This is a genomic window from Kocuria sp. CPCC 205235 (assembly GCF_040980905.1).
Taxonomy (GTDB): Bacteria; Actinomycetota; Actinomycetes; order Actinomycetales; family Micrococcaceae; genus Kocuria; species Kocuria carniphila.
This window is the reverse complement of record NZ_JAVKPR010000011.1, coordinates 52711-73524: the sequence shown is the minus strand read 5'-3', so window position 1 is coordinate 73524 and position 20814 is coordinate 52711. Positions and strand designations below refer to the sequence as shown.

Sequence of the window (20814 nt, the reverse complement as noted above, 5' to 3'; positions counted from 1 at the left end):
TCTCATGAGCACCACCCACCACACAGGCTCCCCGGGGGCCGAAAACCCGCCCAACCATTCGGCCGGGACTCCCGCCAAGACCCCGAAGAAGGCCGCGCTCGCGAGCTGGATCGGTTCGGCCCTGGAGTACTACGACTTCGCCGTGTACGGCACCGCCGCGGCTCTGGTGCTGAACCACTTGTTCTTCCCGGAGGAAACCTCCCCTGGCGTCGCTATTCTGCTGGCCATGGGCACCGTGGGCGTGGCCTACGTAGTTCGCCCGCTCGGTGCGCTGATCATGGGCCCGCTCGGCGACAAGTACGGGCGCAAGTTCGTGCTCATGCTGACCCTGTTCATGATGGGCGGCGCCACGTTCGCGGTTGGCTGCCTGCCGACCTTCGATCAGGCGGGCCTGCTGGCTCCGGCCTTGTTGGTGCTGTGCCGCGTGATCCAAGGCCTCTCGGCCTCCGGCGAGCAGGCGAGCGCTATTTCCGTCTCACTCGAGCACTCCGATGACCGCCACCGCGCCTTCACCACCAGCTGGACCCTGCAGGGCACCCAGTTCGGCACATTGCTCGCGACCGCCGTGTTCATTCCCTTCACCCTGATCCTCACCGAGGAACAGCTGTTCAGCTGGGGCTGGCGCGTACCGTTCTGGGCCTCCGCCGTGGTGGTCTTCGTGGCGTACATGATCCGCCGCCACTTGGAAGAGCCGCCAGCCTTCGAGGAAGCTCAGGCTGAGGGCGCCGAGGTCAAGCGCACCGCTCCCCTTACCACGCTGCTGAAGTACCACAAGGCAGCTGTGCTCCGTATTGCCGCTGCCGCCATGGTCAACACCATCAACGTGGTGTTCCTGGTCTGGTCGCTGTCCTTCGCAACGTCCATCGTGGGCCTGGAACGCTCCACCATGCTGTGGGTCTCGGTGGTCGCGAACTTCGTGGCACTGTTCACGATTCCGGCGTGGGCACTTCTGGCGGACAAGATCGGCCGCAAGCCCGTGTTCGTCGTGGGCGTGCTGGGTGCGGTGGGCTTCATGTTCCCCTACCTGGCCGCCGTGTCCGCCGGTAACTGGACGCTCATCTTCGTGCTGGGTGCGCTGCTGTCCGGCTGCTTCTACTCCATGGCCAACGGCATCTGGCCCTCGTTCTACGCGGAGATGTTCCCGACCCGCGTCCGCGTGACCGGCCTGGCCCTGGGCACGCAGATCGGCTTTGCGATCTCCGGTGGTCTGACTCCCATCCTGGCCACCTCCGTGGCCGGCGCGGACGGTGCCCAGTGGATGAACGTGGCCCTGGTCGTCGCTGCCGCGGGATTGATCTCGGTGGTCGCAGCGCTGACCGCCAAGGAGACCAAAGACCGTTCCCTGGACGAGATCGACGACCTGCACACCACGCGCACCGAGGCCCTCGAACTGGGTGCACTGGACCGCAAGGAAACCGCGGCTGCGGGGCGTCGCTGACGCAACCTCGTGATCTCCTGACCTGACCCACGCGACCCGGCCCGGGCGGCGTCGTCACCCCTGGTGCGTGGCGGGCCGCCCCGGTTTGGTGACGTGCAGGGCAACGGAGGCAAAGATGGCGACCACGGCAGCAGCCATCGTGAGCAAGAACCCGCGCCCCGGCTGCACGGACATAACGCCGCCCAGCGCGGCACCTAGTGAGACGCCCAGGACCAGGCACGTGGTGAGCATGGTCATCACCGAGGCAATGCGGTGTGACGGCGCGATCCGCTCGCCGCGGCCGAACGAGCTGACCAGCATGGTGCCCACACCCACGCCGATGATCACGAACAGGCCGGCAAACACCGGAGCGCTCGGCAGGGAGAACAGGCCCACGCAGGCCACAGCAATGATCGACGCCCCGATTGCCACGCGCAGGGACAAGGGGAAGCGCTCGGGCAGGCGGGAGACCAGAATGCTCGCGACCGCGCTGCCCGCGCCCATGAAGCCGTAAATGATGCCGGTATAGGCCTCGGTGCCGCGCAGCGCGTTGACGGCGGTCAGTGCGGTCTGGGTCGAGCCGAACACGGTGCCCACACATAGGCACACAATCATGGGCGGAACGGCCTTGGCGATGGAAATCTTGCCGATGCCTCCGGACGCAGTGTCCTCGAGCGTGGCCGCGCCGTGCTCGGTGCGGTGGCGCACCAGGTACACGATGAACGCGCCCTGGCCCACGAGCACCCACGCCATGATGGTGAGCAGAGCGGGATTGGGGCCGAGCAATCCGACCAGCAGGCCGGCAATCACGGGACCCAGGATGAAGCTGGTTTCGTCGCAGGCAGTTTCGTAGCCCAGCGCGCGGCTGATCAGTCGCGGTTGCCGACGACGCCGCGCCAAGCCCGACCAGTGCGCCCTCGCGATTGCGCCCACTTGCGGGTTCGCGGAACCGACCAGGGCAGCGCACACGAGGATGAGGGTGGTGGGCCCGTCGTTGACGACCGTCAGGAGCAGGGCCGTGAGGCTCAGCAACTGGATGAGCGTTGCGCTGACAACCACGGGCAGCGGACCGAAATGGTCGACGAGCCTGCCGACCAACGGGGCGCCAACTGCTGAACCAAGTCCCACGGCTGCGACCGTGATGCCGGCCAGACCAAGACTCAGTCCAGCGCCGCTGACGTACAGCAGCAGCCCGAGTTGCAGCGTGGCCGCAGGCAGGCGACCGATGAAGGCCGTGATCAGGAACGGCCAGCCACCTGCGGCAACGAGCGAATCCTGTGCTGAGAGTGGCGTCTGCGCCTGCGGGGCGGTCGAGCTGGGCAAAAGGATCCTCCGGGTACATCAAACCACCGCACACCCGACCACACGTGCGGACCGATCCCTCTAAGTTCGTCTCAAATGGTACTCGCGAATCGGGCGGTTGGCGCTGGGTGGAGGGGAGGGGTTGGTCACGGGTGAGAGTGGGCGTGGGCCCGGTCGTCGGTGCGTGCCTGGGGGTTCGGCGGGACCTTTCCTCACGCGTGAGGGGCACGCGCACTTGGAGGATCGGTGGCACTCGGGGCTCAAGCACTTGGTGGTTCGGTGGGGCACTACTTCACATGTGAGGGGTCGTTAGAACCCTTAGATGCACTCCAGGTGTCGTTAGAGCCTTTTCCGCTGGGCAGAAGGGTTCCAACGGCACCTCAGATGTAGGCGAAGGTTCGAACGACACACCAGGTGCAACGGAGGTGAGGCGTCACGCCATACTTGGGGCATGGATCAGGGTGTGAGGTCCGCCGAGTTCGGTCCGCCGGGGCCGCTGCGGAATCGACTGGTGTTGCTAATCCTCCGCGGTCAGAAGACGGCGACGAGTTCGCTGGTTTCGGACTACGACGTTGAAGGTGAACCGCTGCCTGAGCCAGGTGAGCTGGAGCTCTTGCTGAACTCCAATGACCGTGGCGTTGCAGTCCTTGAGACCATCGCGGTCACCATCGTGCCGTTGAGCGATATCCCCTGGTCCCATGTGGTTGCCGAGGGTGAGGGCCACACCTCGTTGACGGACTGGCGCCGGGACCACGAAGAGTACTGGGCCGCCCACTCCCCCGCCGGCCAACTCGATGACAGCACGCCAGTGGTGATGCAGGAGTTCCGGGTGGTGGAGCGGCTGGTGGCAGATTAGAACCCTCAGATGCACACCAGGGGCCGCTAGAACCTTTCCCACAAGGGATGAAGGTTCCAACGGCACTTCCCGTGTAATCGATGGCTCTAACGGCACACCGGGTGCACCCTGCACGGACCACCAAAACCCATGCACTGAAGCACGAGACGTAGATCACATTTAGGCGCATAGTGTCTTCATGGCACACACGAATTCGAACAACTCCGGCCAGCACACCGTGGTGATTGGCGCCGGGACAGCAGGATCCATCGTTGCGGGGCGGTTGGCCGCGGCCGGTCACACAGTGACTCTTCTGGAGGCCGGCGGGCAGGACACGAACCCCGCCATTGCAGAGCTCCCCCGCCTGGGCGAACTGTGGCACAGCGCGGAGGACTGGGATTACTTCACCGTCCCGCAAGAACACGCCTCCGGCCGGGTCATCCACTGGCCACGGGGCCGCGTCCTAGGCGGCTCCCACGCACTCAACGCATCCATCTGGGTACGCGGTAACCCACTCGACTACGACGACTGGGCCGCGGCGGGTTGCGACGGGTGGTCTTGGAGCGACGTCGGCCCCGTTTTCGAAGCCCTGGAAAATTACGACGGCGCCGCGTCGCCTGACAATCTCAACCCCCGCGGCAAGGACGGACCGATTCCCGTGGTGGGCAACTACAAGCGCAGCCCAATCTTCGAGTCGATCATTGCCGCGGCGGAAGCGGTGGGTGTGGAGTTCAATCCCGATTACAACGGTGACCAACAGGACGGCGTCTCTTACGAGCAGCTGACCATCCGGAACGGAAAACGCTGCACCACCTACACGTCGTACGTGAAGCCGCTGGTCGAGGCGGGGAAGATCACGGTTCGCACCGGGGCGATCGTGGAGAAGTTGCTGATCGGGGGCGGCGCGGTGGTCGGTGTGGAGCTGCACGCCGGCAACAACCAAGAAGTCGAAGGGGTGGAATCAGAGGACCCCGCGGCCAGGGAAACCGGATCGGGCGATGTGATTCGCGCCGATCAAGTCATCCTGTGCGCCGGGGCGCTGGACAGCCCCAAGATTCTGATGCGCTCGGGTATCGGGCCGGCTGATCATCTGCGCGAAGTAGGCATCGAACCGATCGTGGATCTGCCGGGTGTGGGTGAGAACCTGCACGACCATCTGCTGCTGCCCGTCATTGCGGAAGCCACCAGCCGGGCCGTCGATCACCAGGTGGACGAGCAATCGATATCGCAAACGCACCTGTTCTGGCGCTCGGGACCGGAGCAGGATCGACCGGACACCCAACCCATCCACTTCTGCGTCCCGATGTACGACGACACCATGACCGGACCCGCCAATGCGTTCACACTGCACAGCGGCCTGGTGCGGCCCTATTCGCGCGGGACCATCCGCCTGACCGGGCCGAGCAGCGCGGATCCCGCCGAGTACGATCCGCAGATCTTCGCAGATCCGCGGGATCGGGAATCGTTGCGAGCGTCGTTCCGGCAAGCGCGGGAGATGGTCAGGAGCGCGCCGTTGGCCGAGGACTGGGGTGCACGGGAGGTCTATCCCGAGTCCGACCTCGCCACCGAGGAGGAAGAGAACGCCTACATGGACCGGGCGGTGACTACCTACCACCACCAAGTCGGCACCTGCAGGATGGGCACCGATCCGATGGCAGTCGTGGACCCGGCGACCCTCAAGGTGCACGGGGTGGAAGGGCTCCGCGTGGTCGATGCGTCGATCATGCCGTCCGTGACCACGGGAAACACCAATGCACCGTCGGCGATGATCGGCGAGAAGGGCGCACGGATGCTGCTGGGTGAGGAGTAGGCCGCATCTCCTGGCGCGCTAGAACCCTCAAATACACATCAGGGGCCGGTGGAACCCTTCCCGCTTGGGAAAAGGGTTCCACCGGCCCCTGAGATGTCCGCGGCGGCTCTAACGGCCCACCACGTGCACAGCCAAGCTACTTGGGGCAAGGATGCGCGTAAAACCTACTGCACCGCCACCTTCGCGAACGGGTAGTCGGTGTAACCGCGAGCCCCGCCACCGTAGAAGGTCTTGCTGTCCGGCTTGTTGAGCTCCAGGCCATCGCGCCAGCGCTCGACCAAATCCGGGTTGGCGATGAGTGCCCGGCCAACCACCACGGCGTCGGCGATGTTGTCCTGCACAATGTGCTCGGACTCTTCCAGATCCGTGTGCTCGCTGAACCCGCTGTTGAGCATGAACGGACCGCCGAAGCGAGTGCGCAGATCCTGCACGAACGGGCTGTCGATGTCCTTGTACAACATGGACAAATACGCCAGACCCAGGTCCTTGATGCCGTCGACCAGGACTTCGTACGTGGCCACGGCGTCAGCGTGATCGGCCTCCACCGCGCCCTGCACGTTGTGCTGCGGCGAGATTCGGATGCCCACGCGATCGGCACCGATTTCCTCGGCCACCGCGCGCGTCACCTCGATCACGAAGCGCGCACGGTTCTCCGGGGAACCGCCGTATTCATCAGTGCGCTGATTGGATGCCGGGGTTAGGAACTGCTGCAACAAGTAGCCGTTGGCACTGTGCAGTTCCACACCGTCAACACCGGCGTCCACGGCGCGGCGGGCGGCGGCCACGAACTCATCGCGCACGTGCGGCAGGTCCTCGAGTTCCAGGGCACGCGGCTCCGGAGTATCGGCCTTACCACCCGGGATGTGAATCGGCTCACCCGACGCGATGGCACTGGGAGCTTCACCCTGCTGCCCGCCGGTCAATGCGGGGTGGACCAGACGTCCGGCATGCATGATTTGAATGAAGAACAGGCCACCGCGCTTGTGCACAGCCTCGGCCACGCGACCCCAGCCGGCAGCCTGCTCATCCGTGGCCAGGCCCGGCTCGTTCATGTAACCGCGGCTCACCAGCGTGGGGAACGTGCCCTCGGAAACGACCAGGCCGGCCGATGCACGCTGGGCGTAGTACTCCACCATGATGTCCGTGGGCACGCCGTCCGCATCTGCCCGCATGCGGGTAAGCGGGGCCATCACCACGCGGTTCTTCAGTTCGTACTTGCCCACCGTCAGCGGGTCGAAAAGAGTAGTCATACGTGTCCTTTCACAGGTCTCACCGGGTCACGGCACATAGCCCGCCCGGATACTTTCCGTAGACAACAACACGATGAGGCCCCGCGACATTCCACAGCCGCGAGGCCCCGCCCAGGAAAACACCGGCTACGGCCGGAAGTCCTCATCCCAATCGGGAACACCGGATTCGGTGAGCACGATCGATGACGTCGCACCCTCCGGCGCAATCGTCAGGAACGACAGGTGCGCCTCGTAACGGTCCACCACGTCCGTGATGATCTGCTCGTGCGTCCAGTCCATGATGTCCGTGCCCTCGGTGCCCACCTGGGAAAAGACGACCAGGCGGTAGTACACGTCGTCGGGCCCGGGACCCACGCGCGATCCGAACCTCGGCACGGGCGTGGCCACCGGGTACACCTGGTAGTAGAAGTCGCGGTCCTCGCCCATCGAGACCACCAACGTGTGTTCGGAAATCCCGGTGGTACCCACCAACGACGACGTGAGGCTCACCTGGTAATCCAGCTCGCCCAGTTCGCGCGAGACTTCTTCCAACGCAGGTTTGACGGTGTCGCTCGAGTAACGCGCCACGGATTTCCGCCCCGGGTAGGTGCGCAGTCTGGAGAGCCGACGCCGCCAGCTTCCGTCTCCTGCGCCGCCCACCCTGGATACCGCGGTTGAGTGTCGTGAGGCCTCGATACCTTCGCGCTGCGCCCGCTCGATGCGCAGGGTTTTCCAGAAACTGGCCATCACCATGTAGATCAAAATGGACACCGGCAGGGCGAAGATCAGCGTGGCGTGCTGCAGTGTGGCGATTCCGCCGGCCAGCAGCATGGCCACGGTGAGCAGGGCCGTCAGCAGCGCCCAGAAAATACGCAACCATTTGGGTCCGTCCTGGCCAGGGTCGCGAATGAAGGACGAGAAGTTGGACATGACCATGGCCCCGGAGTTGGCGCTGGTCAGGTAGAACAACATGCCGGAGATGGTGGCCACACCGATCAGCAGCGGCGCCCCCGGGAAGGTTTCCAACAGTGCGTACCAACCCTCTTCGGGGCTGGAGACGGCCAGAGCTCCGAACTCGTCGTCGCCGTTCATCACGCGCCACAGTGCCGAATTGCCGAAGATGGTCACGATCAGAATGTCGAACAGTACCGGAGCGGTGATCGCGCCGATCACGAACTCACGCAGCGTGCGACCACGCGAGATGCGGGCCAGGAACAAGCCGACGAACGGGCCCCAAGCCATCCAGAAGGCCCAGAAGAACAGGGTCCAGGAGGACATCCACTCAGCACCGTCCTCCTGATAGGCCAGGGTGTCCAGGGACATCCCCGGAAGACTTGAGACGAACTGGCCGATGTTCTGCACAGTTGCGTTGAGCAGGAACGCGGTCTGTCCCGTGATCAGGATGTAGGCCAGCATGACCAGCGCCATCAGGATGTTCAGCTCGGACACGATCCGGATGCCCTTGTCCACTCCCGAAGAACACGCGGCCACCGTCATGATGACGGCCACGACCACCAGCGCGATCTGAACGCCGGCAGACTGCGGGATCCCGAACAAGGATTCCAAGCCCACATTGAGCAGCACCACACCGATGCCCATGGAGGCGGCCACGCCGAAAATGGTGCCGAGCAGCGAAACGATCGCGGCGGAGTCGCCAATCCCGCCCTTCACGCGTTTGCCGAGCAAGGGATAGAGCGCGGAACGAATGCTGAGCGGCATGTTCCAGCGGTAGGCGAAGTACCCGAAAGCCATACCGAGCAGGGCATACATGGCCCACCCGCCGATTCCGTAATGGAACATCGACCAGACGACGGCGTCCCCGGCGGCCTCGGGCGTGCGGCCCTCGCCGGTGGGCGGGGTGTAATACTGGCTGACCGGCTCGGCGACCGCGTAGAACAGCAGATCAATGCCCACGCCGGCGGCGAAGAGCATGGCCACCCACGTGAAGAATCCGTACTGCGGTCGTGAGTGATCGGGACCCAACCGCACGGTGCCTTCGCGTGAGAATGCGACGTACAAGATGAAGAGAATGACCGAGGCAACCGTCACCACGTAGACCCAGCCCAGGTTGGTGGAGATCCACTCGACCGTTTTGAGCATCGCGTGGTCCGCCTGCGTCGGGGCGAAGATCGTCCACAGGGAGAAGGCCAAGATGATGGCTCCGGAAATGCCGATCACGCGCCAGTTCACGCTGATGTCGGGTCCGGTCAACAGATCCTGGGAGCCGCATCTGAGGTCAGTTTTCCCGCCGGGGCGTGGGGGTAGGGAATTCTCAGGGATGCGGTCACGGATCTGTTCAGTCACTCATCTTCCTTCCAGTTAGGCAACCTGCCTACTTTAAGCCCGGAAGGACACCTGAGAAAATCCTGTGATGCGTTACACGCGGTTCTCGAGTGGCCGCTGGTCCGCCACAGAGCCCACTGACGGCGCCGCACAACGAGCGCACGCTCGGACACGGTCTGGCCGTTTGGCTAATGACAACCTCGTTCCCCGTGCTTAGCGTGGAGACATGGAGAGGAACGAACGACCTTGAAAAAGTACATTCCATCCGCGCTGATTTTGTTGTTCTTGGTGCTGGCGGCCATCACGTACTTTGCGGCGTCAAACCCGGTGCTGGCATTGGTGTTCGCCATCTGCGCCGTCCTGGTATGGGCATTCGCACCCAGCGGCCTCGGCCATTCCCCAGGGCCGGCCGGTGATGTGGACCCCAAGGAGGTCAAGAACTACCGAAAGGAGCACCCGGGCTCGACCGTCGCGGACGCGGTGCGGGCAACTAGGAAGAAGTAGAGCGCGCACGGCAGCCCACCAATGACTCGAGTGCCACCGCAGACTGCGAGTTACCGGTCCCGCCCCATCCGCGCGGCAGCAATGTTCGCGCCGAGAATCAGGGTGCGCATGAGCCGCTCAGTGGCCTCAATCAGCAACCGCTCGCCGTCCGCCACAGCATCCTGCAAGGACATGGGCACCGGCACAATCGATGCGATTGCATCAATTCCGATGTCGTAAACATCCCGCGAACCCTTGCCCAGCGTTCCCGCCAGGCCGATGACCGGCGCCCCGTGCAGCGTCGCGCGGCGGGCAATCTCCGCCGGAACCTTCCCCTTGGGCGTCTGGAAGTCGATGGCGCCCTCGGCGGTGATCACCAGATCGGCCTTGCTGAGCAGGTCGTCCAGATCGATACCGGCAAGCCCTGAATCCAGCAGCGCCTGGAAGCGCGGCATCAGAACCGCACCCACCGCGGCCATGCCCGCCCCCAAACCGCCAGAGGCACCCGTGCCCACACCGTGCGCAAAGCTCGTACCGCGAGCCGATTCCACGCAGTCACGACCGAGCACGGCGGCCCAGTTGTCGAAGCCGTCAGACAGCTGCTCGACCTGCTCCGGCGTCGCACCCTTCTGCGGCCCGAACACGCGCGCCACGCCCTTGGGCCCGGTCAGCACATTGTGCGGATTCAGCGCCAGGGTGATCTGGGCCGAACCGTCCTTGAGCGCCGGGTGCAGGTTGGTCATGTCCAGGCGGTCGACCTTGGTCAGGTGGGAACCGCCGTCCGGAACCTCCTTGCCGTCGGCATCCAGCACCCCCACGCCCAGAGCCTTGAGCGCACCCAAGCCACCGTCGCTGGTACCGGAGTCACCGCAGCCGACGAGGATCTGCAATATGCCCTCGTCGAGTGCGGCGGCAATGAGTTCGCCGACGCCGCGCGTGGTCGTAGCGCCCGGGTCACGTTGGTCCTTGGGCACCAGACGCAAACCCGCCGCCGCAGCCATCTCGACCACGGCGGTGCCCTTGGCGGAGCCACCGAGCACGGCGTAGTGGGACTCGACCGGCTGACCCACGGGACCGGTCACGGTCATGGGAATCAGGTGACCAGCGGTTGCGGTGGCCAGCGTCTCCGCGGTGCCCTCGCCGCCGTCGGCAATCGGGACGGCTCGAATCATGGCGCCGGGCACGGCACGGCGCACGCCGGCCTGAATGGCGGCGGCCACGGCATTGGAGTCCAGGGACTCCTTGAAGCCGGAGGGTGCGACCAAGATGTTCTGCGGGAAATGGGAAACCATGATGAGTTCGCTTTCTGTGGAGAGTGAACGAAACGGGTTCAGAGGAACAGCGGCATGCCCATGAGGGGCCAGATGACAAAGGAGAAGAACAGGACCATGCCCACCATCAGCGGCGCGAGGAAGGCGCTGAGGCGGAGCAAGTCCTTGGGCTGATAGGTCTCGATGCATTCAACGTCCGAGAAGAGGGTCACGGGCTTCGCGGAGCTCGTCAGGGTGTGACAGAAACCGGCAGCCGCCGTGGATGCAAAGGCCGCGGCCATCGGATCAACCCCAATTCCCGGGGCGAGCGAGACGACGATCGGGATCAACACGGCGGAGCGTGCGGAGCGGGACTGGATGATCAGGTGCGCTGCCGTGGACATCACTACGACCACCACCACGAACACCACCCCCGCCGCGGCACCCGCGTCGGAGACCGGGCCGAGCACGCGGTGCGCGAGCCAATCCGCAGCCCCGGACTCCACGAGTGCGGTACCCAAAGTCAGGGTCGCGGCCATGAACAGGAGCATCGACCATGGCACGGTTTTCAATGCCTTACCCATGGTGACCAGGCCGTATCCGGGACTCGTGGCCAAGAGTGCGCCCAACAGAGCCACGACTGCAGGGTGCAATCCGTGCAGGGACTCCGTACACCACAGCAACACCACGGCCAGCGTGAGCAGGGCCGCGCGGGACTGCCCCACGGTGAGCGGACCGGTCAGCGGCATGGAGGTGTGCTCCTCGAGTTTCTCGACGCTCACGTCCAGCTTCTGCGAGCGACCCTCTTTATCCAGGAACAGCCACATGATCAGTTCGGCGCACGCGTAGGAGGAGATCACCGCGAGGGGCAGGCCGTAAATCAGCCACGTGGTGAACGAGAACCCGTCGTAGCCGGACGTCTGCAGGATCTGGCTGGTGATGATGTGCGCGCCGGCGCCCAGATAGGACGCCACCGCAGACAACAAAATCACCGACGGGAACAATAGAGACAGGGCCAGCACGAGCCGTTTGCGGTCGTGCAGCGCCTGCGCCAAGGCCACGAAAATAGGCAGCGCGAGTGCCGCACGCCCGGACGTGGACGGGATCGCGAACGCCGTGGCCACCAGGACACCGGTCACCAAATACACGAGCTGCCGCACCCCGGTCGCACCAGTCACGATGTACACGGCCGCCCTGGTGGACAGTCCCGTGGCGGTCACGCCGGCAGCAATCACGAACGCGGCGAGCAGCAGCCAGACGGTGTCCTCACCCAGCGATGAGAACAGCTGACTGTCCGAGAGCATGCCGGTTAGCACGAGCACGATGGCCGCACCCAACGCCACATAGGTGTCACCGATGGACGAGAAGATCCACAGCCAAATGGCGATCGCGAACACGGCCAAGGTGAGGGCGCCCTGGGCAGGCAACCGGGCGACGTCGGCGGCCGGGGTCGGCCCGAAGGCCTCGAAAGCGCACCAGGCCACGAAGGCCAGTAGAAGGAGCGCACCGATGATGGCCGGAACGTTGTCTTTCGCCCATGTGATCGGGGTGTCCTTGGGCGCGAGCCCGGGTGGACGGGGCGGAGTGGTCGCGTACCGAACCGGCGGCTGATCAGATTCGGACGACGGAGAGGGCGCGGCTGAGGAACTCATCGTTCCTCCCGCATGGATTCGTGCACCTCTTCTGCGAGCTGTTCATCCTCCCCCGCCTTGCGTGGGGCCAGGGCGTCCACGGGAATGTCGATGCCGAACCGGGTGCCGGACGGTCCCCCGGATTCAACCCAGGCGCTGCCGTTGTGGGCGTCTGCCACAGCCCGCACCACGGCCAGTCCCAGGCCCATGCCGGACTCGTCCTCACTCTCGGAATTGGTGCGATACTCCTCGAACAGCCCCTCGGCCTGCTCCTGGTTGAGCGGAATACCGTGATTGGTGACCCACATGCTCAGAGTCTTGCCCTGATCGGTGAGGGTCGATCCCACGCGAATCGGGTCCTGCGGATCGGTGTGGTCCACCGCGTTGCGCACCACCTGGTGCATGGCATCCGCGATGCGCGCGGGATCCACCCAGGCCTCACCGTTAGCAGTGGATTCCAGGTTCCATTGCCGGTTGGGATTATTCTCGGCGGCGTCCGCGTAGACCTCCACGGTCAGCTGTTTCAGGCTGACGCGCTGCGGTTTCACGAAGTTCGGCTTGTCGCTCTGCGCCAGCAGGTCCAGATCCACCAGAGTGCGGCGCATCGACCGGATCTGGCGGTTGGCCTGCTTGGCCGCACGACGCCGCTCGGCCGGGTTCTCGTCCGTGCTCGCCAGGACTTCGATGGCCTGCGCCGTGCGTGAGAGTGGTCCCCGCAGGTGCTGTTGTGCTTCCAGCACGAAGTGCTGCTGCGAACCGTAGGCGCGTTCCACACGATCCAGCATGTTGTTCAGGGTGTGCGCCAACTGAGATAAGTCGTCGCGGCCGTGCACGGGGATGCGCGTGGACAGGTCCTGCGCGGTGACTGAGTCCGCGACCTCACGCATGGTGCGGATGGGCTGCAGGATCCGACCCGCCGCGAGCCAACCGATACCGGCCGTCAGCAAGAGCCCGGCCATGGCGATGCCCACGAGAACCACGACCTGCCGGTTCACAGCTTCGCGCGCCTCTTGCGTGAAGTGCACGACGATCAGGGTGCCCTGTTCATCGCCATTTGGGGCACCGGCGGACATCTTGCCCCAGCGCATTTCGCCGTGCTCACTGTCCGAGACGCCGGAATTCTCGCTGGACTGCACCAGTTCGTTCAGGCGTGCCCGGTCGCGGGCAAGCAACTCCCCCGGATCGTCACGGGCGTTGTCCGTGTACATGACCTGGTCACCCACCACGGCAATGATGGCTTCACCGGTGGCCGGGGTCTGCCGGGACAGGTAGCGCTGCATGAACGGTTCCAGGGAGGTGAACGGTTCTGCGGTGGTGGGGTCGACACCTTCTTGGGCGAAGACCCGGAACTCGTCGAACTCCTGCGAGATCGCAGCATTGGCGGACTCCGAAACCTGACCCATGAGGAACGAGCGCATGGTGACCGTGACTGCCAGTAGAGCCAGCAGTGTGGTCAACACGATCCAGCCCACGATGCGCCAACGGGCCGAGACCCGGGTCATTTCCATGGTGGAGTTCTGCGGTGTTTTAGTCATCGAGATCCCCATCCCACTCGTCATCCATGTCGTCATCGCCAGGGACTTGCACCGGGTGCGGGTTCTGGTAGACCTGCTGCGGAATTTCGCCCACGTTGGGCACGGGGACACCCGGGCTTACGGGCGCCTCGGTGGCCGGTGCAGGCGAGGGAGCGTCGGATTCCTCGGCTTGATCCGGTGCCACTGACGCCGCATCGCGGGGCTCAGCAGAACCTGACGGCGTGGCTGACGAGGACGCGGATGCTGCGGGCTCAGACGGTTCTCCGGAACCGCTCAATTGCACTTCGATGGTTTCCTGCGGCAACCGCGGGGGTTCCGCAGTCGACGCAAGGGACTGACTCGCGAGGGCGAGCGCGATGGGTACGCAAATGACGCCCAGCAGCATGAGAATTTTTCGGATCACGCCGTAAGGATTACCGCACCAGGTGAAAGCGGGGTTAACTAATCATTAAGGTGTTCTCATGTTGCCGCCCCTATCGGAAGCCGTGAACCCCCCCCCGGCATGCGGTTCTGCTCGCGGCTCGTACCCCGGAGGCAACGAGCCCCCTCATCAAATTTATTTTGACATTGCATCGAATGATTAGAGGGGCTAATCCGCATTTATGGCGGATTTCCAAGGGCCTTTAGCCGAGAACAGTGAAACGCGTCAGATAACACTTCGATTACGAACCCGACATTCTGAAGAAGCCGGTGACCTCAGCACACGGCTGAGATCACCGGCCTCGACAGTGGGACCGAGCGGCGTCGGCATCCGCTACCTAGAAATCACCTTGGGCGCGGCAACTGACTTGAGCCCCTCAACCCCGAATTCCAGACCGTAACCGGAACTCTTGATGCCACCGAAGGGAACGCGCGGGTCCACCGCCCCGTGCTTGTTGATCCACACGGTGCCCGCCTCGATCCGCTGAGCGACCTCGACGGCGGTGTCCGGATCGGAGGACCACACGGACGCACCCAACCCCACGTCCAGCCCGTTGGCCATGGCGATCGCTTCGTCAAGATCCGAGTATTTGATGATCGGCAGGGCGGGGCCGAACTGCTCCTGCGCGACCAGGGGATTGTCATTGGGCAGGTCCGCGACCAAGGTGGTCGGATAGAAGTAGCCGGCCTGCTCAGCCTCCGGATCGCCACCGATGAGCACGCGGCCGCCGCCATTCTTGGCGTCCTCGACAAGCCCGGCCACGATGTCGTACTGCTGCTTGTTCTGCAACGGGCCCAGCACGTTCTGCTCTTCGCGACCATTGCCCATGGGCATCTGCTGGGCCACCGCGACCAAGGCGTCACACACGTCGTCGTAAACGTCCTCATGCACATAGAGGCGCTTGAGGGCGGCACAAGTCTGTCCGGTGTTGATGAAGGCGCCCCAGAACAGGTCGCCCGCGATTTTCTGGGCGTCCACATCGGGCAGCACAACGCCCGCGTCATTACCGCCCAACTCGAGAGTGAGGCGAGCCAAGCCATCCGCGGCGGAGCGCATAATCGCCTGACCGGTCTTGGTTGAACCCGTGAACATGATCTTGTCGATGCCGTCGTGCTCGGTCAGCGCCTGACCGATCTCTCCGCCACCCGGAACCACGTGGAGTACATCCGATGGCAGCGCTTGGTTGAGCACGTGAATGAGGCCCAGCACGGACAGCGGCGTGTACTCGGAGGGCTTGACCACCACCGTGCTGCCCATGCGCAAAGACGCAGCGACCTGCCACACGGTGATCATCATGGGCCAGTTCCACGGCCCGATCGCCCCGACAACACCCAGCGGCATGTAGTGCAGTTCGGCCTTGCCGGATTCGTCGTCCACGAGGACTTCCGGCTCCATGGGGGTGTCCGCATTCGCTCGCAGCCATGCGGCACAAGCACCGACCTCAAAGGCCGCATTGGGGCCGTTCTTGATTGGTTTGCCCTGCTCACGTGAGAGCAGTTCCGCGAGCGCTTCCGCGTTGGCCTCCACCGCATCCGCCGCTCGATGCAGGAACTCGGACCGCTTGGCATGGCCCGACGCCGCCCACTCTGGCTGCGCGGCGCGGGCCGCTTCGATCGCCTGGTTCAGTTCAGCCACCGTGGACTCGTGGACCTTGCCCACGAGCTCCCCCGTGGCCGGGTCGAGAATCTCGCGACCGGCTGGATTTTCAATGGCTGACAACAGTTCCTGATACGCGCTCATGGGTGCTCCTTGGATTGCAACGGCGGCCCACCACCGACTGGCGAAGGCCTGTCTCTGTACCCATTGTGGCGTGGATCACGCGCACTGATGTTGTCAGCCCGCGCAGCAGTTTTGGCCCCAGGTGCAGGAGGGGCCCTGAACATTTACATGACGGCACCTTGATCGGCACCGCGCAGTCAAAGACAACTGTCGAGCACTCCTGGACAACACCTTATGGATGTGACCTGGCTAACAATGGGCTAACCCAGCTGAAACCCGCATCGGAGGCTCACCGTGCAGCAACCTACTCGCCTCGCGAGGCGTCATTTATCCACCACAGCCCTGGTGTTCATGATCATCGCAGCGTCAGCGCCCTTGACTGTCTTGGCCGGCGGTGTGCCCACAAGCTTCGCTGTATCCGGCCTCCTCGGAGTGCCCGTGGGTTACCTGATCCTGGGACTCATCCTGGCTGTATTCGCCATTGGATACGGCGCCATGAGCGGCCATGTCCAGAACGCCGGAGCGTTCTACGCATACGTGGCCGAGGGCCTGGGAAACAGGCAGGGCATCGCAGCGGCCATCCTGGCGCTGGTCTCCTACAACATGATGCAGGTGGGCCTGTATGGACTATTCGGCTTCTCTCTGGCCGCGTTGATCACAGGGCTGTTCGGCATCGCGGTCCCGTGGTGGCTGGCCGCCCTGCTCGGATGGGTGATTGTTGGCGCTCTGGGTGTCAATAGTGTGGATCTCTCCGCCAAGGTCCTTGGTGTTCTGGTCGCACTCGAATTCCTGGTCGTGGGCGTGGTCTCCATCCTGGCGCTGGTAGCCGCCCCGGAGGGAATCGAGTTCCAGACTCTCGATCCACAGAACTTCTTCACGCCCGGAATTGGCGTACTTCTGGCTTTCGGTATCGCTGCGTTTATGGGGTTCGAATCGGGTGCCATCTATTCCGAAGAAACCAAGAATCCTCGCAAGACCGTGGCCCCCGCGACCTACGTCGCAGTGGCCGTAATCGCCGTGTTTTACATGTTTTCGTCATGGGCATTCTCGGTAGGCGTGGGCGCCTCGAGCATCGTGGCCTCGTCTCAAGAATTCGGGCCCGACCTCGTCTTCGTGTGGCTCGCGGAGCGCAGCCCTCTGCTTGCCGACGTCGCTAATGTCCTTTTCATCACCAGCCTGCTTGCCGCACTGGTCGCTTTTCACAACGGCGCCGCCAGGTATTTCTTCGCTTTAGGCCGCACCGGAGTGCTTCCGAAGAAACTCGGACTGACATCCGCTCGGACCGGCGCCCCGTTCGCGGGGTCCCTTGCGCAGTCTGCCGTGGCGGTTGTGGTCATCGTAGTTTTCGCACTGGCCGGTGCAGGATCGCCCTTGGGAGATCTTTTCCCAGTTCTGACGCTTTTCACCTGGCTGACCAACGCGGCCGCTTTTGGGCTGGTCTTCCTTCTGGCCATTACTTCTATCGCCGTGGTCGCATGGTTCTCCCGCCGTCATCACGGCCACGGTGTGGGCACGCGAGTGGTTGCCCCGGTGGTCTCGGCCCTCGGGTTGATCACCGTGGCCATCCTCATCCTGGTCAACTTCGACCTCATGATCGGGGCGGAGGGCCCATCACCGCTGGTGGCCATTATGCCGGGCATCATCATCGGCTCGGGAGTAGTGGGACTGATCTGGGGTGAAGTCCTTCGCCGACGCCACCCGGACGTGTACCGGGCCATGCAGCACGAGGACCAGATCCCTGAGTCGCAAGAACTTCCGGTAGTCGCAAACCATCCCCATTCCTGATCTGTCCAACAACCCATTCACTGGAGGAATCACCATGAGCAATCCCCACGTCGTAGTTGTCGGGGCCGGCTTCGCTGGCCTAGTGGCGGCCCGAGAACTGCAGATGGCTGGCGTAGACGTGGAAATCGTTGAAGCCCGCGACCGTATCGGCGGACGAGCGTGGACCGAGGAACGAATGGGGCGCCCACTAGAGCTCGGTGCCACCTGGGTGCATTGGATGCAGCCTCACGTGTGGTCCGAGATCACCCGGTACGACCAAAGCATCTACCCCAGCCCGTTCTGTGATGACGCCTACTGGGTCACCGGCGACTCGGTCAAGCACGGTTCCGAAGCTGACCTCGAGGCCGCGATCGACCGCCCGATGCAGAAGATCTTCGAGAACTCTCGCGATTTCTTCCCGTACCCCTACGAACCACTGCATGTCCTCGATGAGCGCAGCGGAAGCTCCCCAGAACTGCGGCAGCAATTCCTCGCCGCTGACGAAGGTAGCGTTCTTGACTGCCTCCGCGATGGGTCCTTCAGCCAGGAAGAGATCGACCTCTGTAACGCCTTTTGGGCCGCCGGTTACATCGGTGACCCGGAACAGGGATCGCCGCTCATGGCCAAACAATGGGCGGCACTGTCCGATCACCGAATGAGCCTCATGGAAGAACAGACTCTTCGGTACAAACTCACGAATGGCATGCGGGGCATCTACGAGAACATCGCGGCCGACCTCAACTGCCCGATCAGGCTCAACACCCCGGTCAAGTCCATTGACCACCGAGCAGCCGGAGCCACGGTCACCCTGGAGAATGGTGAGAGCATCTCCTGCGACAGCGTGATCGTCACGGTCCCCGTGGGAGCGTTGCCCACCATCGAGTTCACCCCGACACTTCCAGACGGCATGCGCAACATCATCGATAAGAAGTGGAACTCCACCGGCTGCAAGATCTGGGTCAAGATCAAGGGCCACCACAGCATCCTTGGTTACGCCCCCACCCCGCCAAGATGGCGATTTTCCGCAGCGAATTCTTTCTCGACGACGACACCACCATTTGCGTAGGGTTCGGCCCCCACCACGATCAGGTGAATCTCAACGACCCCAAACACGGGCAAGAGATCGTCAACCAATGGCGACCTGACCTGGAAGTCGTAGACTCCACCGGCCATGACTGGGTCGCGGACAAGTGGAGCGGTCAGGCTTGGGCAACGCTGCGTTCGGGACAGTTCACCAACGGCTGGCACCACTTCCGCACCACCGACAGCCGCCTGCATTTCGCGGGAGCGGACTGGGCGCGGGGCTGGCGCGGTGTCGTGGTGGATGGCGCCATTGAAACCGGGCTGAGCACGGCGCGAAACGTGATCAAGGAGCTGAAGGTCTAACCGTCATAACGCATGCTGGCCGGGCCCGGCGGGATACTCAGGCCCCGGCCAGGATGCGTCTTCGATATGCCGACGGCGTCTCCCCATACTCCGCTTTGAAGCTCTTACTTACGTGTGCTGCGTCCAGTAAGCCGTAGCGAGAACTCACGCTGTGCACCGTCTCGTCCGCGAGCGCGGGATCTGAGAGATCTTCACGGATCGCTTCCAAGCGCTTCAGACGAACGGTCGAGGACACGGTGAGGTCCTGGGCCGCAAATCTGCTGTGCAGCTGGCGAACCGAAACGTACAGCGCCTTAGCAATGGTGCCCGGCGACAACTCAGAATCGCCCAGATGGTCGTCGATGTAGGCCGCTGCCTGCTGGACCAGCAGGTCTCCCGGCTGCTCCTCGCTGAGTTCCAGAACGTCCGAGGACAGCACGCTCACAAGCATACCCAGCGCGCTCCTGACCAAACGCATGGCGTGGGGCCCGTGAAGTAGATCCATGTTCTCGGCGAGATCACGGAACATGGGGGCGGCCACCCGGCCCAGCCCATGGTCCTGGGTGATCCGCCGCGCGGTGACCATCTCCACCTGAGCCGGAGTCATGTGAACCACGGAGCGAGGAAACGTCATAACCATAGAGTGCTGCGGACCACGAAAATCCAGCTCGTAGGGCCGGTACGCTACGTACAGTCCCAGGTCACCGGGCTCCAACTGGCACTCACGCCCGTCCTGGCGGAGAGTGCACACCCCTTCCAACTGCAGGCTGAGCTTGAAGTACTCCCCCTGGTCCTGCTCGACCAGCTGTGCAGTGCGCACCACCCGGTGAGCGTCGGTGGACATATCGAACAAATGCACGTCGTCGAGTTCCACCACGCGTAAGTTCGCGCGGAATTGGCCCTCATTGGGAGCAGTGATTTCCAATGCCGAGAACGAACCACGAATCACTTCCCGCCACTGCGGCATGGTCAGGCCGGTGTACAGACCGGCAGGTTCAACAGACGGTTGCTGGGGTGTCGCCATGTCCCTCTCTCCCTCGCTGCCCGGTTGACGGCATCCTACGAAGATCCGGGTGCGGCCGACACCAGGAGACCGATCCTCGCTAGCGGGACGGAGCGGCGTCGGTGGCTATCCGACGGCGCTGCGTAACCGGGCCCGGCATTCTCGGTAGACCGCAACGGGGTCGGCGGTCTCGCCACGCGTGGCCAACTCGCCCCAGCGGATCCAACTGACCCGCCACACCGCCACCGCTGTTTCGGAGATCAGCAGCAGCGTGGCCGGGTCTGCCTCCGGTAGTTGCTCGGCCAGACGTGCACGCAGGCGCACCGGGAGGACCAACTCTTGCGATGCTGCCAGAGACTGCAGATCCGCGTCCCGCGCCAGCAGTTTGGCCACGCGCCGGTGTTCATCGAGTTCGGGATCATTGTCCGCACCCATGACCGTTTCCGCCATGGTTTCCACCGCACGGAGTACCGCCGCGGGAGCTGGATCAGTGATCTCAAGCGAATCGATGGCTCGCAGCATTCGCCGCTGACCGGGCAGTGCCGCTTGCTCCTTGGTCGAGAAATAGCGGAAGAACGTGCGCGGTGAAACCCCGGCGCGTTCGGCAATCTGGTGGACCGTGGTCTCCCGCACCCCGTGTGCTTCGAAAAGTTCCAGTGCAGCCTGATGGATCTCGCACTGCGTTTCCAGTTTTCGACGAGCCCTCAGCCCCGCCTGCGGTTCATGCTCCATGACGCCCTCCCTGACGCTCGGCACCCCATTGTGAC

Annotated in this window: 17 protein-coding genes; 7 read left to right on the top strand and 10 right to left on the bottom strand. The window is 63.9% G+C overall.

Features of this window, described 5'->3' with window-relative positions:
• Nucleotides 1-4 precede the first annotated feature (4 nt).
• Entirely contained in the window at nucleotides 5-1438 is a 1434-nt protein-coding gene (locus RF638_RS09460) for an MFS transporter (protein ID WP_129701345.1), read from the top strand.
• 54 nt (nucleotides 1439-1492) lie between these two features.
• Here the strand turns inward: RF638_RS09460 and RF638_RS09455 are convergent, their stop codons facing one another.
• Nucleotides 1493-2740 carry an MFS transporter gene (locus tag RF638_RS09455; RefSeq protein ID WP_368841878.1) on the bottom strand — a complete coding sequence of 416 codons (1248 nt, stop codon included), beginning with the start codon at nucleotides 2738-2740 and terminating at the stop codon, nucleotides 1493-1495.
• A 430-nt stretch (nucleotides 2741-3170) separates the two neighbouring features.
• Here RF638_RS09455 and RF638_RS09450 point away from each other — a divergent pair, with 430 nt between their 5' ends.
• Nucleotides 3171-3575 (top strand): ASCH domain-containing protein, encoded by a 405-nt coding sequence (locus RF638_RS09450; protein ID WP_095797030.1) that lies wholly within the window; start codon nucleotides 3171-3173, stop codon nucleotides 3573-3575.
• A 178-nt stretch (nucleotides 3576-3753) separates the two neighbouring features.
• Nucleotides 3754-5364, top strand: a complete 1611-nt coding sequence (locus RF638_RS09445; RefSeq protein ID WP_095797031.1) for a GMC family oxidoreductase — start codon at nucleotides 3754-3756, stop codon at nucleotides 5362-5364.
• Nucleotides 5365-5528: 164 nt separating this feature from the next.
• Here RF638_RS09445 and RF638_RS09440 read toward each other — a convergent pair whose 3' ends face one another.
• Together RF638_RS09440 and betT are read right to left on the bottom strand one after the other, a co-directional pair.
• Entirely contained in the window at nucleotides 5529-6614 is a 1086-nt protein-coding gene (locus RF638_RS09440) for an alkene reductase (protein ID WP_259916658.1), read from the bottom strand.
• A gap of 126 nt (nucleotides 6615-6740) precedes the next feature.
• The gene (gene betT, locus RF638_RS09435; RefSeq protein ID WP_368841877.1) at nucleotides 6741-8897 is read right to left on the bottom strand and encodes a choline BCCT transporter BetT; all 2157 of its coding nucleotides are present in this window, start codon (nucleotides 8895-8897) and stop codon (nucleotides 6741-6743) included.
• Nucleotides 8898-9122: 225 nt separating this feature from the next.
• Here betT and RF638_RS09430 point away from each other — a divergent pair, with 225 nt between their 5' ends.
• Nucleotides 9123-9380 (top strand): hypothetical protein, encoded by a 258-nt coding sequence (locus tag RF638_RS09430; protein ID WP_368841876.1) that lies wholly within the window; start codon nucleotides 9123-9125, stop codon nucleotides 9378-9380.
• Nucleotides 9381-9430: 50 nt separating this feature from the next.
• Here the strand turns inward: RF638_RS09430 and RF638_RS09425 are convergent, their stop codons facing one another.
• The 5 genes from RF638_RS09425 to RF638_RS09405 form a co-directional block, all read right to left on the bottom strand.
• Nucleotides 9431-10651, bottom strand: a complete 1221-nt coding sequence (locus RF638_RS09425; RefSeq protein ID WP_368841875.1) for a glycerate kinase — start codon at nucleotides 10649-10651, stop codon at nucleotides 9431-9433.
• A gap of 38 nt (nucleotides 10652-10689) precedes the next feature.
• Nucleotides 10690-12261 (bottom strand): SLC13 family permease, encoded by a 1572-nt coding sequence (locus tag RF638_RS09420; protein WP_368841874.1) that lies wholly within the window; start codon nucleotides 12259-12261, stop codon nucleotides 10690-10692.
• A complete protein-coding gene (locus RF638_RS09415; RefSeq protein ID WP_368841872.1) occupies nucleotides 12258-13775 on the bottom strand; it encodes an ATP-binding protein in 1518 nt (505 codons plus the stop codon). Before RF638_RS09415 ends, RF638_RS09420 begins: the two co-directional genes overlap by 4 nt.
• A complete protein-coding gene (locus tag RF638_RS09410; protein ID WP_368841871.1) occupies nucleotides 13768-14178 on the bottom strand; it encodes a hypothetical protein in 411 nt (136 codons plus the stop codon). The genes RF638_RS09415 and RF638_RS09410 overlap by 8 nt, the downstream gene beginning before the upstream one ends.
• 351 nt (nucleotides 14179-14529) lie before the next feature.
• A complete protein-coding gene (locus RF638_RS09405) occupies nucleotides 14530-15936 on the bottom strand; it encodes an aldehyde dehydrogenase family protein (protein WP_368841870.1) in 1407 nt (468 codons plus the stop codon).
• Between the two features lie 273 nt (nucleotides 15937-16209).
• On the opposite strand from RF638_RS09405, the gene RF638_RS09400 reads away from it, so the two are divergent.
• From RF638_RS09400 to RF638_RS09390, 3 genes are read left to right on the top strand one after another with little or no spacing between them, the layout of a single operon-like run.
• Nucleotides 16210-17700 (top strand): APC family permease, encoded by a 1491-nt coding sequence (locus tag RF638_RS09400; RefSeq protein ID WP_368841868.1) that lies wholly within the window; start codon nucleotides 16210-16212, stop codon nucleotides 17698-17700.
• Between the two features lie 34 nt (nucleotides 17701-17734).
• Entirely contained in the window at nucleotides 17735-18745 is a 1011-nt protein-coding gene (locus tag RF638_RS09395; protein ID WP_368841867.1) for an NAD(P)/FAD-dependent oxidoreductase, read from the top strand.
• Nucleotides 18691-19065 carry an FAD-dependent oxidoreductase gene (locus RF638_RS09390; RefSeq protein ID WP_368841866.1) on the top strand — a complete coding sequence of 125 codons (375 nt, stop codon included), beginning with the start codon at nucleotides 18691-18693 and terminating at the stop codon, nucleotides 19063-19065. The genes RF638_RS09395 and RF638_RS09390 overlap by 55 nt, the downstream gene beginning before the upstream one ends.
• A 37-nt stretch (nucleotides 19066-19102) precedes the next feature.
• Here RF638_RS09390 and RF638_RS09385 read toward each other — a convergent pair whose 3' ends face one another.
• Entirely contained in the window at nucleotides 19103-20068 is a 966-nt protein-coding gene (locus tag RF638_RS09385) for a helix-turn-helix domain-containing protein (RefSeq protein WP_016996083.1), read from the bottom strand.
• Nucleotides 20069-20173: 105 nt separating this feature from the next.
• Entirely contained in the window at nucleotides 20174-20779 is a 606-nt protein-coding gene (locus RF638_RS09380) for a TetR family transcriptional regulator (RefSeq protein ID WP_368841865.1), read from the bottom strand.
• Nucleotides 20780-20814: the final 35 nt, after the last annotated feature.

Excerpts from the sequence above, each read along its gene's own strand:
- RF638_RS09445 (WP_095797031.1), top strand. The coding sequence starts at position 3,754 with ATGGCACACACGAATTCGAACAACTCCGGCCAGCACACCGTGGTGATT.
- RF638_RS09440 (WP_259916658.1), bottom strand. The coding sequence starts at position 6,614 with ATGACTACTCTTTTCGACCCGCTGACGGTGGGCAAGTACGAACTGAAG.
- RF638_RS09385 (WP_016996083.1), bottom strand. The coding sequence starts at position 20,068 with ATGGCGACACCCCAGCAACCGTCTGTTGAACCTGCCGGTCTGTACACC.
- RF638_RS09380 (WP_368841865.1), bottom strand. The coding sequence starts at position 20,779 with ATGGAGCATGAACCGCAGGCGGGGCTGAGGGCTCGTCGAAAACTGGAA.
- RF638_RS09425 (WP_368841875.1), bottom strand. The coding sequence starts at position 10,651 with ATGGTTTCCCATTTCCCGCAGAACATCTTGGTCGCACCCTCCGGCTTC.
- RF638_RS09420 (WP_368841874.1), bottom strand. The coding sequence starts at position 12,261 with ATGAGTTCCTCAGCCGCGCCCTCTCCGTCGTCCGAATCTGATCAGCCG.
- RF638_RS09450 (WP_095797030.1), top strand. The coding sequence starts at position 3,171 with ATGGATCAGGGTGTGAGGTCCGCCGAGTTCGGTCCGCCGGGGCCGCTG.
- RF638_RS09460 (WP_129701345.1), top strand. The coding sequence starts at position 5 with ATGAGCACCACCCACCACACAGGCTCCCCGGGGGCCGAAAACCCGCCC.
- RF638_RS09395 (WP_368841867.1), top strand. The coding sequence starts at position 17,735 with ATGAGCAATCCCCACGTCGTAGTTGTCGGGGCCGGCTTCGCTGGCCTA.
- RF638_RS09415 (WP_368841872.1), bottom strand. The coding sequence starts at position 13,775 with ATGACTAAAACACCGCAGAACTCCACCATGGAAATGACCCGGGTCTCG.
- RF638_RS09405 (WP_368841870.1), bottom strand. The coding sequence starts at position 15,936 with ATGAGCGCGTATCAGGAACTGTTGTCAGCCATTGAAAATCCAGCCGGT.
- RF638_RS09390 (WP_368841866.1), top strand. The coding sequence starts at position 18,691 with ATGGCGATTTTCCGCAGCGAATTCTTTCTCGACGACGACACCACCATT.